General features: G+C 73.1%; 10 protein-coding genes. All 10 read left to right on the top strand.

The features are described from left to right. The first annotated feature begins 26 nt into the window (after positions 1 to 26). Positions 27 to 2,804 carry an eCIS core domain-containing protein gene (locus M8R19_RS32395; protein ID WP_249920049.1) on the top strand — a complete coding sequence of 926 codons (2,778 nt, stop codon included), beginning with the start codon at positions 27 to 29 and terminating at the stop codon, positions 2,802 to 2,804. A 15-nt stretch (positions 2,805 to 2,819) separates the two neighbouring features. Continuing rightward, positions 2,820 to 3,473, top strand: coding sequence for a hypothetical protein (locus M8R19_RS32390; protein WP_074980869.1), 654 nt, complete (start codon positions 2,820 to 2,822; stop codon positions 3,471 to 3,473). Then, positions 3,470 to 3,829 carry a hypothetical protein gene (locus M8R19_RS32385; RefSeq protein ID WP_074980870.1) on the top strand — a complete coding sequence of 120 codons (360 nt, stop codon included), beginning with the start codon at positions 3,470 to 3,472 and terminating at the stop codon, positions 3,827 to 3,829. The genes M8R19_RS32390 and M8R19_RS32385 overlap by 4 nt, the downstream gene beginning before the upstream one ends. Beyond that, positions 3,826 to 4,965: a hypothetical protein gene (locus M8R19_RS32380; protein ID WP_181926006.1), complete on the top strand. Its 1,140-nt coding sequence runs from the start codon at positions 3,826 to 3,828 to the stop codon at positions 4,963 to 4,965. The genes M8R19_RS32385 and M8R19_RS32380 overlap by 4 nt, the downstream gene beginning before the upstream one ends. Continuing rightward, on the top strand, positions 4,962 to 5,471 hold the full coding sequence (locus tag M8R19_RS32375; protein WP_109936471.1) for a phage baseplate assembly protein V: 510 nt from the start codon (positions 4,962 to 4,964) through the stop codon (positions 5,469 to 5,471). The genes M8R19_RS32380 and M8R19_RS32375 overlap by 4 nt, the downstream gene beginning before the upstream one ends. Before the next feature lie 180 nt (positions 5,472 to 5,651). Beyond that, positions 5,652 to 5,972 carry a hypothetical protein gene (locus M8R19_RS32370; RefSeq protein WP_249920048.1) on the top strand — a complete coding sequence of 107 codons (321 nt, stop codon included), beginning with the start codon at positions 5,652 to 5,654 and terminating at the stop codon, positions 5,970 to 5,972. Between the two features lie 2 nt (positions 5,973 to 5,974). Continuing rightward, a complete protein-coding gene (locus M8R19_RS32365; RefSeq protein WP_074980874.1) occupies positions 5,975 to 6,343 on the top strand; it encodes a GPW/gp25 family protein in 369 nt (122 codons plus the stop codon). Further along, positions 6,340 to 8,901, top strand: coding sequence for a putative baseplate assembly protein (locus tag M8R19_RS32360; protein ID WP_249920047.1), 2,562 nt, complete (start codon positions 6,340 to 6,342; stop codon positions 8,899 to 8,901). Before M8R19_RS32365 ends, M8R19_RS32360 begins: the two co-directional genes overlap by 4 nt. Beyond that, entirely contained in the window at positions 8,901 to 11,684 is a 2,784-nt protein-coding gene (locus M8R19_RS32355; RefSeq protein WP_249920046.1) for a putative baseplate assembly protein, read from the top strand. Before M8R19_RS32360 ends, M8R19_RS32355 begins: the two co-directional genes overlap by 1 nt. Further along, positions 11,681 to 13,753 carry a hypothetical protein gene (locus M8R19_RS32350; RefSeq protein WP_249920045.1) on the top strand — a complete coding sequence of 691 codons (2,073 nt, stop codon included), beginning with the start codon at positions 11,681 to 11,683 and terminating at the stop codon, positions 13,751 to 13,753. Before M8R19_RS32355 ends, M8R19_RS32350 begins: the two co-directional genes overlap by 4 nt. Positions 13,754 to 13,755 lie beyond the last annotated feature (2 nt).

Raw genomic sequence — 13,755 nt, 5'->3', positions numbered from 1 at the left:
GGCATGAAAACCACCGGAGGCCGGCGGTGAGCAGCCACGCCAGCCTGGCCCCGGCCGCCACCGGCGAACAGCCGGCGACGCTGCTGCAGCGCAAGTGCGCCTGCGGTGGCGAAGCCGCCGGGCTCAACGGCGAGTGCGAGGAATGCCGGCGCGCCCACGCCCTGGGCCTGCAGCCGCGCCTGGCGGTGGGCGCCAGCGACGACCCGCTGGAGCGCGAGGCCGACCGCGCCGCTGCCCAGGTACTGGGTGCCGACTCTGCCAGCGAGGCGTCGCCAGACATCGCCACGCCACGCATCAGCCGCCAACCGGAGCGCCCCGCGGCGGCCGCCGAACAGGCGCCGGGCAGCGTAGGCCAGGCCCTGCGCTCGGCCGGGGAACCGCTGCCGCTACCGGCGCGGGCATTCTTCGAACCACGCTTCGGCCATGACTTCGCCCAGGTGCGCGTGCACCACGACGCCACGGCGGCCGACTCCGCCCACGACGTCGCGGCCCACGCCTACACCGTCGGCCAGCACATCGTCTTCGCCCGCGGCCGCTACCAGCCGCACACGCCGAGTGGGCGCGCGCTGCTCGCCCACGAACTGGCCCACGTCATCCAGCAACGCGGGGCCGCCGGGCAGCCCGCGGAACAAGCCTTGGAACTCGGCGCGCCAGGCGACGCCCTGGAACAGGATGCCCACCGCGCGGTGCAACGACTCGGCGCGGGCGGGCCGGCCGGGGTCGACGGCGTCCTGCGCCGCCAGCGCATCCAGCGCTTCTCGGTCACCGAAGAGGCCGCCGGCGGTTGCGGCATCTGCTACGGCGCGGTGTTCGGTCCGCTCGGCACGGCGGAAGCCGGCAACGCCGCCCACGCCATCGTGCAACTGGCCTTCGTCGCCCGCTTCCCCCGTGGCCGCGTGGAGCTGCCGTTCAGCAGCCCGACCGACGAGAACGGCCGCCTGGACCTGGCCATCGTCACCCGCGAGAACGGCATCCCGGTGCGGGTGCAGATCGGCGAGATCAAGGCGGCGACGCCCCACGGCGAGCGCGAGGGCATGGACGACCTGGACTTCTACGAGGACGCCGTGCACGACGCCTTCGCGGTGGAGAACCCGGCCGTGGAGGTCGAGCGCCTGCGCACCAGCATCCCCGTCGGCCGCGGCCTGCCCATGCCGGACCCGCTGGCGGCGTCCGCCGGCTGCCTGCAGCAACGCCTGTCGGTGGTGATGATGCGGCCCGGGCTGTTCGGCTACTTCTGCGCGCCGCCCTTCTCCGAGGCGCGCCGGCTGTGCTCCTGCCGGCCGCCGCGGCGCGAACGCGAGGACGTGGAGGTGCCGGTCCCGGTGCCCGCACCGCGCACGGTGCCGCAACCACACTCGGTTCCCGGCACACCGCCGGTGGTGGACAGCGTGCCCGAGCCCAGGCCCGAACCGCAGCCGCACCCGACGCCCGTGCCGGAAACCGAACCCGTGCCCGACACCCCGCCGGACAATGTGGTGCCCTTCCCCGGCCGGCCCAGCCCGGAAACGGAGGAGGAAGGCGCGCCCCAGGAAGACGGCGAGTGGGTGCCCCAGGCGGCGCGGGTCGGCTGGCTGGGCGCGGCGCTGACGGCCACCTCGCTGCTGATGCGCTCGGCCCTGCGCAATGCGCCCCAGGCGGCCGGACGGCGCGTCACCGCCTACGCCCAGGCCTTCGCCGTAGTCGCGCTGCTGGTGTTCTATTCCGGACGCGCCGAAGCCCGCGTGGGCCCGGGCGAATCGCCGCTGGAATCCCTGCTCGAAGCGATGCGCAGCGACGGCATCGAGGTGCCGCCGGAGCTGCGCGAGCGCCTGGAGCACGACGAAGCCCTGCGCAATGCGCTGGAGCAGGCGGCGCAGACCGGCGACCTCAGCGCCGCGCAGCAGCAGATCGCCAACCAGATGATGCAGGCGATCGCCGAGAACCCCGACGCCTTCAGCGACGAGGACCTGCAGGTGCTGGCCAGCGCCAGCGAGATGGCCAGCGGCGGCGAAGTGGCCACGCAACCCACCCTTGAGGCCATGCGCGCCGCGCTCGAAGCCCGGCGCCGCGGCGAGCCGGCCGACGCGGGTGGTGGTGGCGGCGACGCGGATACCGATGCGGACGCCGCGGCCGAGCCGGCGCCCGCCCCGACGCCGGCGGAGCCGTTGCCGGGCATCTCCGACGAGCTGAACCAGCGCCTGGCGGCCAACCCCGAGGTGCGCCGGCTGTTCGACGCCATGACGCGCCGCGGCGGCAGCGGGCCGAGCGTCACCGACGAAGTGGTCGAGCGCTTCCTCGCCATCGTCCCCGCCGACCTCGCCGGCGCCGAGGCCGACCGGCTGATCGCCGGGCTCGGCGGCGTGCAGGGGCAGACGGTCGACGAGATTCTCGCCAGCCTGCAGGCCGCGGTGACCACGGTGCGTACGCCGGCCGGCACCGAACCCGAGGCCGAGCCCAGCGAGGACGATGCGGCCACGCCCACACCCGCGCTGCCCGAACCGGCGCCGGCCACGGCCGAGGCCGCAACGCCCTCGGAGGTCGGCCGGCGCATCGCCGCGCTGCTGGCCCGTTCACCCACCATCGGCCGCATCCTGGTGCCCAAGACCAGCCTGGCGGTCGGGCAGACGGTGGTGACCTTCGTCGCCCGCCAGCGCGGGGAGTACGTGGTGGGCGCCTTCGTGCGCCTGACGCCGACGCAGCGGCTGAGCGACGACAGCTGGCGCGTCACCCTGCACCGCTCCAGCTGGTTCAACGCCTCCGGGTTGTTCGTCGAGCAGTGGCCCGCGACCGACCAGACCACGGAGCTGACCTATGCGAACCCTTGAGGACAGGAGGCCGGCATGACGCTGAGCAGCTCACCGCGACTGATCAAGGCCGGCCTGGTGCTGGTCGACCCCGGCTCGGCCCGGGTGCGCCGGGTGATCGCCCTGCAGTACAACCCGGAGAAGCTGCGCCGCAGCCTGCAGGTGCAGGGCATGGGCGACGGCGCCGAGCGTTCCGACGCGTTGCGCCTGAAGGGCCCGGCGGTGGAGACCTTCCAGCTGGAGGCGGAGATCGACGCCAGCGACCAGCTGGAATTCCCCGAGCGCGACAGGACCGCCAGCGAGGTCGGCATCGCCCCGCAGTTGGCGGTGCTGGAGGCGCTGGTCAACCCGCGCGCGGCCGACCTGCTGGCCAGCCAGGCGCAGGCGGCCTCGGGCATCCTCGAGATCGCCCCCATGGAGTCGGACCTGGCCCTGTTCGTCTGGGGCGCCCAGCGCATCGTGCCGGTGCGGGTGACCGACTTCTCCATCAGCGAGGAGGCCTTCGACCCGCAGCTCAACCCGATCAACGCCACCGTCACCCTCGGCCTGCGCGTGCTTTCGGTCGCCGACCTCGGCTTCGAGCACAAGGGCGGCGGGCTGTTCATGGCCTACCTGCAATCCCGCGAGAAGCTGGCCGGCAAGGCCGCCACCTTCGGTTTCGACGCCCTCGGCATCGGAGGCCTGCCATGACCGACCCGCTCAAGGCCTTTCTCCAGGCCAACGCCCTGACCGCCCCGGCCTTCGCCCCGGACAGCCGCTACCACGGCCTGGACATCGCCCAGTGGACGCGCCCCGACGGCGTGGCGCTCAGCTACGTGCGGCGGCGCTTCGTGCCGCCGCCGGAGAACTTCGCCGCCCTCGGCGAGCATCTGGTGGAAGCCGGCGACCGCATCGACAACCTCGCCGCCCGCTACCTAGGCGACCCGCAGCAGTACTGGCGGCTGTGCGACGGCAACGGCGCGCTGCGCCCGGACGAGCTGACCGAGACGCCCGGGCGCAGCCTGCGCATCACCCTGCCCGAAGGGGTGCCGGGGGACGAATCATGAGTAGCGCCGTGCACCTGAGCCTGCTGATCGGGCCCATAGTGCCGATCCCGGTGCCGGCGCTGCTGATCGACGCCCTGGAAGAGGTCAGCGTGACCTGCGCCAGCGAGGGCGCCAGCGGCTTCCAGCTGCGCTTCAAGGTCAACAGCCGCTCCGAGCTCAACACCCTGTTCCTGATCGCCGTGGGCAACAACACCAGCCTGGGCACACCACCGCTGCGGGTGGTGCTGGTGGTCACCCTCGGCGGGCGCGCGCAGCCGCTGTTCGACGGCGTGCTGACCAACGTCGAGGTGCAGGCCGGGCAGGACCGCCAGGCCGGCAGCATCACCCTCACCGGCGAGGACCTGACCCGGGTGATGGACCTGATCGACTTCTCCGGCCTGCCCTACCCGGCCATGCCCATCGAGGCGCGGGTGGCGCTGATCTGCGCGAAGTACGCGGCCTTCGGCATCATCCCGCTGCCGATCCCGGCGCTGTTCCCCGACGTGCCCATCCCCATCGAGCGCATCCCCGCGCAGCAGGGCACCGACCTGGCCTACATCCGCCAGCTCGCCGAGGAGATCGGCCACGTGTTCTACATCGAGCCGGGCGAGGTGCCGCTGACCAACATCGCCTACTTCGGCCCGGAGATTAAGGTCGGCCCGCCGCAGCCGGCGCTGAACGTCGACATGGACGCGCACACCAACGTCGAGTCGCTGAACTTCAGCTTCGACCCGACCAAGGGCGTGCTGCCGGTGGTGTACATCCAGAACCCGCAGACCCGCGCGCCCATTCCCATCCCGATCCCCAACCTCAACCCGCTGCAGCCGCCGCTGGGAGCCCTGCCCGCGCCCATCGCCAACCTGAAGATGATGAAGGACACGGCCAAGCTGAACCCCATGCAGGCCATTTCCGCCGGCCTGGCCGAGGCCAAGAAGTCCCAGGACGCGGTCAGCGCCAGCGGCAGCCTCGACGTGCTGCGCTACGGCCGCGTGCTGCGCCCGCGGCGCCTGGTGGGCGTGCGCGGCGCGGGGGTGGCCTACGACGGCCTGTACTACGTCAGCAGCGTCACCAGCACCCTGGCCCGCGGCAAGTTCACCCAGAGCTTCCAGCTGACGCGCAACGGCCTGGTGTCCATCACTCCGAGGGTGCCCGCATGAGCCAGCGCTACTACGGCAAGTACCGCGGCATGGTGCTGAACAACGTCGACCCCATGCAGCAGGGCCGCCTGCAGGTGCAGGTGCCCGACGTGGCCGGGCTGGTGCCGGCGAGCTGGGCCATGCCCTGCGTGCCCATTGCCGGGCTGCAGAACGGCATGGTGGCGCTGCCGGTGATCGGCTCCGGGGTGTGGGTGGAGTTCGAGCAGGGCAACCCGGACAGCCCCATCTGGGTCGGCTGCTTCTGGGGCAGCGCCGCGGAGGTCCCGGCGCTGGCCCTGGCCACCCCGCCGGGGCTGCCGGCGATCACCCTGCAGACGCCGCTGCAGAACGGCCTGACCATCTCCGACCTGCCCGGCCCCACCGGCGGCATCATGCTCAAGAGCGCCACCGGGGCGACGCTGATCGTCAACGACACCGGCATCTACATCCAGAACGGCAAGGGCGCCGCGCTCACCCTGGTGGGCCCGGCGGTGACCATCAACAACGGCGCGCTGACGGTGATCTAGGGGCCGCCCACGTTTCGCTGCGGCCGCGACGGAGCGCCATTTGGTGCAGAACAAGGCGCGAGGAGGGAAGTTTGGTCACTCCAAATGAACGACGAGTAACGCAGTGCTGCGCCAAATGGCGCCCGTCCCGCAGGGTTGCGCAGCAACGCGGTTCGTGGCGAAGCGTGGGAGGCCCCTAATATGCCCGGGCCACTGCTTCATGTCGGCGCGACCGTGCTCTGCGCCCATGGCGGCAACGCCACCCCCACCGCGCCCAACCCGCGGGTGCTGGTGGGCGGCCAGCCGACGGTGCTGATGAGCGCGCCCTACGTCATCGCCGGCTGCCCGTTCAACGTCTCCGGCAGCCCGGTGCCCTGCGTCACCGCGCAATGGCTGGTGGCGGCGACGCGGGTGTTCAGCAACGGCCAGCCGCTGCTGCTGATGGACAGCCAGGCGCTCTGCGCGCCCAACGGCACCCCGCTGTTGCCGGTGGCGGCGCAGACCCGCGTGATCGGGAGCTGAACATGACCCAGCGACTGTACTTCCCCTACCGCTTCGACGGCCACGGCCGCACCCGCGACGCCGACGAGGCCACCTGGATCCGCGGCCTGATCGAGCAGGTGCTGTTCACCGCGCCGGGCGAACGGGTGATGCGCCCGGACTTCGGCAGCGGCCTGCGCGAACTGGTGTTCGCGCCCAACAGTCCGGAACTGGCGGCCACCGTGCAGTTCCTGGTGCAGGGCGCGCTGCAGCAGTGGCTGGCCGGGCTGATCCTGGTCGAGGGCGTGGCGGTCAGCGCCGTCGAATCGCGCCTGGCGGTGCAGGTGCAGTACCGCATCCGCCGCAGCAACGCGCTGCATTCGGAGCTGTTCGTCCAGGGAGGCGCGCCATGATCTACCACTGCTGCGAGGAACACCGCCGCGCCCTGGTGGACGCCCACCCGACGCACAACGGCATCGACTACCTGGAAGTGCTGGACCTGGACGCGCCGCCCGGCAGCCCGCGCCAGCGTACCCTGCTGGTGCGCCTGCTCAAACCGGTGCCGGCGGCGCTGGGCCTGGACAACCTGCACATCGAGGGCGGCGAACGGGTGCGCCACATCGGCATCCTCTGGCTGGGCATTGCCAGCGCGCCACCGGCCGAGGCCAGCGCCGCCGAGCAGGCGCTGTTCGCCGCGCTGGCCGAACCCGACCGCGTACTGGTGGTACGCACCGACAGCGACGGCGACCATTCCACTTACCGCCTGAGCCTGCACCGGGCCGGCGCCGAACAACCGCTGGCGGACTTCGACCCACGGCTGTCAGCGGTGGACTTCGCCTTCAAGGTCGAATGCCCCAGCGACTTCGACTGCCGCCCGCAGACCGACTGCCCCGAGCAGGCCCCGGCAACGCCGGACCTGAACTACCTGGCCCGCGACTACGCCAGCCTGCGCCGCCTGGTGATGGACCGCCTGGCGCAGCGCATGCCCGGCTGGCGCGAGCGCAGCCCGGCGGACTTGGCCACCACCCTGGGCGAGCTGATCGCCTACGTCGGCGACCTGCAGCACTACCAGCTCGACGCCATCGCCACCGAGGCCTACCTGCACACCGCGCGGCGCCGCAGCAGCCTGCGCCGCCACGCGCTGCTGGTGGACTACCACCTGCACGAGGGCTGCAACGCCCGCGCCTGGCTGCACCTGGAGGTCAGCGGCGGGCCCTTTGTGCTGCCCGACGGCCTGCGCTGCTACACCCGCGTGCCCGGCGTGCCGTGGCGCATACTCGCCGACTCGCCGGAGGAGCGCCGCGCCCTGGAAGCGGCGCCGCTGGTGTTCGAGCCGATGCACGGGGCGAGCCTGGACGAGGCGCACAACCGGCTGTACTTCCACACCTGGAGCGACGAGCGCTGCTGCCTGCCGGCCGGTTCCACCATGGCGACCTTGCGCGGCCACCTGCCGGGCCTGGCCGTGGGCGACGTGCTGGTGCTGCAGGAAGTGCTCGGCCCGCTCACCGGCGAGGCGGCCGACGCCGATCCGGCACGTCGCCATGCGGTGCGTCTGACCAGCGTGCGCGCCTTCGACGGCAGCGATCCGCTGAGCGATCCGCTGGATGGCAGCCTGGTCACCGAGATCGCCTGGCACCCCGGCGACGCCCTACCCTTCGCCCTGTGCATCTCCAGCCAAAGCGACGACGAGCACGGCAACGCGCGCCTGGACGACGTCAGCGTCGCCCTGGGCAACATCGTGCTGGTCGACCATGGCCGCAGCGTCGCCGGCGAAGCCCTGGGCCGCGTGCCGGCGCCCCTGCTGAAATACCCGGGCAGCGGCGGCGCCTGCCAGCGCCAGGCGCCCGAGCCGCTGCCGCCACGCTACCGGCCGCTGTTGGCGGAAGGACCGGTGACGCACCGCGGCCGCGTGCAGCGGCGCATCGTCGAGGGCGGCCTGCAGCACCGCGAATGGGTGTTCTTCGATGCCGCCGACTCGGCCAGCGCCGCGCTGCGCTGGCGCGCCGCCGACGCCCTGCCCGAACTGCGCCTGGAGAGCGGCGACGCCCCGGAACGCTGGAGCGTGCAGCGCGACCTGCTGGACAGCCACGCCGACGACCGCCATTTCGTCCTCGAAACCGAGCAGGACGGCAGCGCCCGCCTGCGCTTCGGCGACGACCAGCACGGCCGCCGGCCGGACAGCGGCAGCGCCTTGCGCGCCTTCTACCGCGTCGGCAACGGCGTGGCCGGCAACGTCGGCGCCAGCGCCATCGCCCACGTGGTCAGCGCCGAGGGCCGCATCCAGTGGGTGAGCAACCCGCTGCCGGCGCACGGCGGCGTCGAGCCGGAAAGCCCGGCGCAACTGCGCCGCGCCGCGCCCCAGGCATTCCGCACCCAGGAACGCGCGGTCACCCCGGCCGACTACGCCGAGGTCAGCGAACGCCTGGACGGCGTGCAGCGCGCCGCCGCCAGCCTGCGCTGGACCGGCAGCTGGCACACGGTGTTCGTCACCGTCGACCGCGAAGGCGGCGCGGCGGTGGACGCCGGCTTCGCCGCGCAACTGGTCGAGCACCTGGAGCGCTACCGCATGGCCGGCCACGACCTGCGGGTGGACGAGCCGCTGCACGTGTCGCTGGAGATCGACCTGCTGGTCTGCGTGCGCGCCGGCTACTTCCGCAGCGACGTGCGCCGCGCCCTGCTCGACGTGCTCGGCTCCCGGCGCCGCGCCGACGGCTCGCCGGGGCTGTTCCACCCGGACAACTTCAGCTTCGGCCAGACGGTCTACCTCAGCCCGCTGTACGCCGCCGCGCGTGGCGTGCCCGGCGTGGCCTCGGTGCAGGTCAAGCTGTTCCAGCGCCTCGGCCAGGCCGACGCCAAGCCCCTGGCCGACGGCTTCATGCGCCTGGGCCGGCTGGAGATAGCGCGCCTGGACAACGACCCCGACTTCCCCGAGCACGGCGTGCTGCGCCTGGAACTGCACGGAGGCAAATGATGAACGGCAAACCCGAGTGCGACTGCTGCGCCGGCGTCGAGGCCGACACCCCGCGGCGCCTCGACAACCCGCCCGGCCTGCCGGCGCTGGACTACCGCAGCGGCCGCCACGGCGACTACCTGGCCAGCCTGCAGGCGCGCCTGTCCAGCACCGACTACCCGGCCCTGGCGGCGCTCACCAGCCGCGAGGACAGCGACTTCACCCTGGCCCTGGCCGACGCCCTGGCCTGCTCGCTGGAGGTGCTGGGCTTCTACACCGAGCGCTACGCCCAGGAGCACTACCTGCGCACCGCCACCGAGCAGCTGTCGGTGCGCCAGCTGGCGCGGCTGATCGGCTACCGCCCAGCGCCCGGGGTGGCCGCCGCCACCCACCTGGCCTTCACCCTGCTGGAAGCACCCGGCGCGCCGGCCGAGCCCATCGTCATCCCACCCGGCACGCGGGTGCAGAGCGTGCCCGGCCAGGGCGAACTGGCGCAGACCTTCGAGACCACCGCGCCGGCGCCGGCCCGCGCCGCGTGGAACGCCATCCCCGTGCAGGCCAGCCAGAGCTGGCAGCCGAAAGCGGGCGACACGGCGCTGTGGCTGGCCGGCCTGGCCACCGGCCTGCAGCCCGGCGACGCCCTGCTGATCGTCGGCAACGAGCGCCTGGCCGACCCGGGCAGCGAACGCTGGGACATCCGGGTGCTGGCCAGCGTCGAGCCGGACACCGCCAACCAGCGCACCCGGGTAGCCTGGAACCACCCGCTGGGCAGCCGCTTCCCGAGCATGGCCCCGGCCGCCGCCGGCGTGCAGGTGTTCGCCCTGCGCCAGCGTACCGCGCTGTTCGGCTACAACGCGCCGGACCCGAACCTGCTGGGCAACGACGATTCCAACATCGCCCAGCAGATCGACAAGACCGACGCCGACGCCTGGCAATGGAAGAACTTCGTGCTCGACCCGGCGGCCGTCGACCTCGACGGCGAGCACCCGAAGCTGGTCGCCGGCGGCTGGTTCGCCCTGGTCTCCAACCAGGCCGGCCTGGGCAGCGCCGACCTGCCCGGCTATACCGAGCTGTACCGCATCGCCCGGGTGGTACACCGCAGCCGCAGCGCCTTCGCGCTGTCGGCCAAGGTCACCCGGCTGAGCCCGGACACCCAGGAAAACCTCAGCGCCGAGCGCTTCACCCTGCGCCGCACCCTGGTCCTGGCGCAAAGCGAAGTGCTGGCCACCACGGCGCGGCCGCTGCTGTACCCGGTGCAGGGCGACACGCTGGTGCTGGCGCGCCGCGTCGAGGGCCTGCGCCCCGGCCAGCCGCTGGCCCTTTCCGGCGTGCGCCAGCGCATCGCCGTGCTGGCCACCGGCCTTTCGCTACAACTGGACGACGGCGGCAGCGCGCCCCTGGCCGAAGGCGACGAACTCTTCATGCTCGCCCCCGCCGACCGCCTGCACGGCGCCAGCGCGGTGGCGCAGGACGCGGAGACCTTCGCCGGCCTGCTGGGCAACCCCACGGTGAACCTGCGCCTGCAACTGCTGGACCGCGACGGCCGCAGCGGCCGGCTCAGCGCCAAGGCCAGCCAGCTGCGCCTGGCCGACGCGCGCAAGGACGACGCCGTGGTGCGCCAGGTCGCCTTCATCGCCGACGGCGACGACGCCCTGGCGCTCGACCGCGACTACACCCACATCAAGCTGCGCGCCGCATTGCAGCACGTGTTCGAACGCGCCAGCCTGCGCGTCAACGCCAACGTGGCGCCGGCCAGCCATGGCGAGACGGTGGAAGCCATCCTCGGCGATGGCGACGCCGGCCAGGCCAACCAGCGCTTCGCCCTGAACCAGGCGCCGCTGACCTACGTCGCCGCCAACACCCCCAGCGGCCGCGCCTCCACCTTGGAACTGCGGGTCAACGACGTGCTCTGGGCGGAAGCCCCGACGCTGTACCGCGCCGCCGCCGACGCCCACCGCTACGAAACGGCCCAGGACGAGGCGGGCCTTGCCACCCTGCAGTTCGGCGACGGCATCGAAGGCGCGCGCCTGCCCAGCGGCCACAGCAACGTGCGGGCGCGCTACCGCAAGGGCCTGGGCAGCGCCGGCAACCTCGCCGCCGGCAAGCTCACCACCCTGCTCTCGCGGCCGCTGGGCGTCAGCGAAGTGGTCAACCCGGACCCGGCCAGCGGCGGCGAGGACGGCGAAGCGCTGGAACGGGCGCGGGCCAACGCGCCGTTGACGGTGCTGACCCTCGACCGCGCGGTATCGGTGGCCGACTACGGCAACTTCGCCCGCGCCTTCGCCGGCATCGACAAGGCCCATGCGCTGTGGATCCCCGCCGGCCCGGCGCGCGGCATCTTCCTCAGCCTGGCCGGCGTCGACGGCGCGCCGGTGAGCGAGGACGGCGCCACCTACGGCTTCCTCCGCGACGCCCTGCTGGCCTACGGCGACCCGCTGCTGCCGCTGCGCCTGGCCAGCTACCGCGATGCGCGCTTCCGCTGCCGGCTGGCAGTGAAGCTGGCCTCCGGCTACGAAGCCACGCCGGTGCTCAAGGCGGTCGAGGCGGCGCTGCGCGAGCACTTCGGCTTCGCCCGCCGCGACTTCGGCCAGACCGTCTCGGTGGACGAAGTGGCCGCCGTGGTCCACGGCCTGCCCGGCGTCCTGGCCGTGCAGGTCAGCCGCCTCTACCGCCAGGGCCAGCCGCCGGCGCTGAAGCCACGGCTGTTCGCCGCGGTGCCGGTGCCCTCGCTGAGCGGCCTGCCCCAGGCCGCGGAACTGCTGACCCTGAGTGATGCGCCAATGGAACTGGAGGTGCTGCCATGAGCCTGGATGCGCAAAGCCTGTATGCCCTGCTGCCGGCCATCCACCGCGTGCGCGACGCCGAGATCGCTGCCGCCGAAGGCCTGGCCCGCGGGCCGCTGGAGGAACTGCTGGCGCTGCTGGCGGAGCAGCTCGGCGTCGCCGAGGAAAGCCTGGAACAGCTCTACGACGACCTGTTCATCGAAACCTGCAGCGACTGGGTGGTGCCCTACATCGGCGACCTGATCGGCTACCAGGGCCTGCACCGGGTGGTGCCCAAGGTGGCCAGCCCGCGCGCCGAGGTGGCCCACACCATCGCCCTGCGCCGGCGCAAGGGCACCGCCACGGTGCTGGAACAGCTGGCCCGCGACGTCTCCGGCTGGGATGCCCGCGCGGTGGAATACTTCCAGCGCCTGTGCGCCACTCAGTACATGAACCACCCGCGCCCGCATGCCGTGCAGGCGCCGGACCTGCGCCAGGGCGAGGCGCTGGAATGGCTTGGCACGGCCTTCGAGGCCGCCAACCGCAGCGTCGACGTGCGCAACATCGAATCCGCCCGCGGCCGCCATAACATCCCCAACGTCGGCCTGCACCTGTGGCGCATCCAGGCCTATGCGCGCAGCCAGGTACCCTGCCCGCGCGCCGGCGAGCGCCGCTACCGGGCCAGCCCCCTGGGCCAGGACGTGGCGCTGTACAACCGCCCGCAGGTGGAGGACGACATCGGCCACCTGGCCGAGCCGGACAACGTGCCCTGGCCGCTGTCGCGCCGGCGTCTGGCCGCACACCTGGCCCGCCACTACGGTGTGCGGGCCGACGCCACGGCGCCGCTGGACAACCCGCAGCCGAGCCTGCAGCTGTGGGTCGACGGCGTGGCCATCGAGCGCGACCACATCTGCATCTGCCACCTGGGCGACGACGCCGGCGGCTGGGCCCACACTCCGCCGCCGGACGGCTTGTATTCCATCGACCCGCAGCTGGGGCGCATCGCCCTGCCCGGCGACGCCGCCGACCCCGCCGAGGTGCGCCTGACCTGGCACGAAGGCGCCTGCGCCGACCTCGGCGGCGGCGAGTACGAGCGCGGCGCCGACCTGCCCGTACCGCCGGAGGACCGCACACCGGTGCGCGTGCCCGATGACCAGCCGACCCTGGCCGCAGCCCTGGCGCAGATAGCCGGCGACGGCGTGGTGGAGATCACCGACAACGGCCGCTACGAAGAGGCGCTGGACATCGAGGTGAACGCCGGCGGCGCGGTGGAAATCCGCGCCGCCAACGGCTTCCGCCCGCTGCTGGCGCTGACCGCGCTGAACGTCAGTGGCGGCGCCGACGCGGCCTGCCTGCTCAACGGCCTGCTGATCGCCGGCGCGTCGCTGCAGGTGCCGGCCGCCCCGGGCAACGCCCTGGCGCGCCTGGAACTGAAGCACTGCACCCTGGTGCCGGGCATCGCCCTGGACGCCGCCGGCCTGCCGACGCAACCGGCCACGCCGAGCCTGCAACTGGAAGTGCCCGGCCTGCGCGTGGAACTGACGCGCTGCATCCTCGGCGCCGTCCGCGCCCACGAGCACGCCGAGGTGACGGCCAGCGACTGCCTGATCGACGCCCTCGCCCGCAGCGCCGTGGCCTTCGCCGCCGCCGACGGCGAGGCGCCCGGCGCCCGCCTGTCACTGGATGCCTGCACGCTGGTCGGCAAGCTGCACACCCGCGAGGTGGGGCTGATCTCCAACAGCATCCTGTTCGCCGAACTGGCCACGGCCGACACCTGGCCCGCCGCGGTGCGCGCCCTGCGCAAACAGGTGGGCTGCGTGCGCTTCAGCTGGCTGCCGCTCGGCTCGCGGGTGCCGCGCCGCCACCACTGCCAGCCGCAGGCCGCAGGCTCAGGCATCGCGCCGCGCTTCACCTCGCTGCGCTACGGCACGCCCGCCTACGGCCAGCTGGCCAGCTCGACGCCGGCGGAAATCCTCCAGGGCGCCGACGACGAGAGCGAGATGGGCGTGCTGCACCACCTGTACGGCGCGCAACGCCTGGTCAACCTGCGCATCCGCCTGGCCGAGTACCTGCGCGTCGGGCTGCGCGCCGGCAGTTTCCACGAATCCTGAGG

It is taken from the genome of Pseudomonas sp. R3.Fl (genome assembly GCF_023516765.1).
Lineage (GTDB): Bacteria > Pseudomonadota > Gammaproteobacteria > Pseudomonadales > Pseudomonadaceae > Pseudomonas > Pseudomonas citronellolis.
Note: the sequence above shows the minus strand (reverse complement) of the source record. Positions and strands in the feature narration are given on the sequence as shown.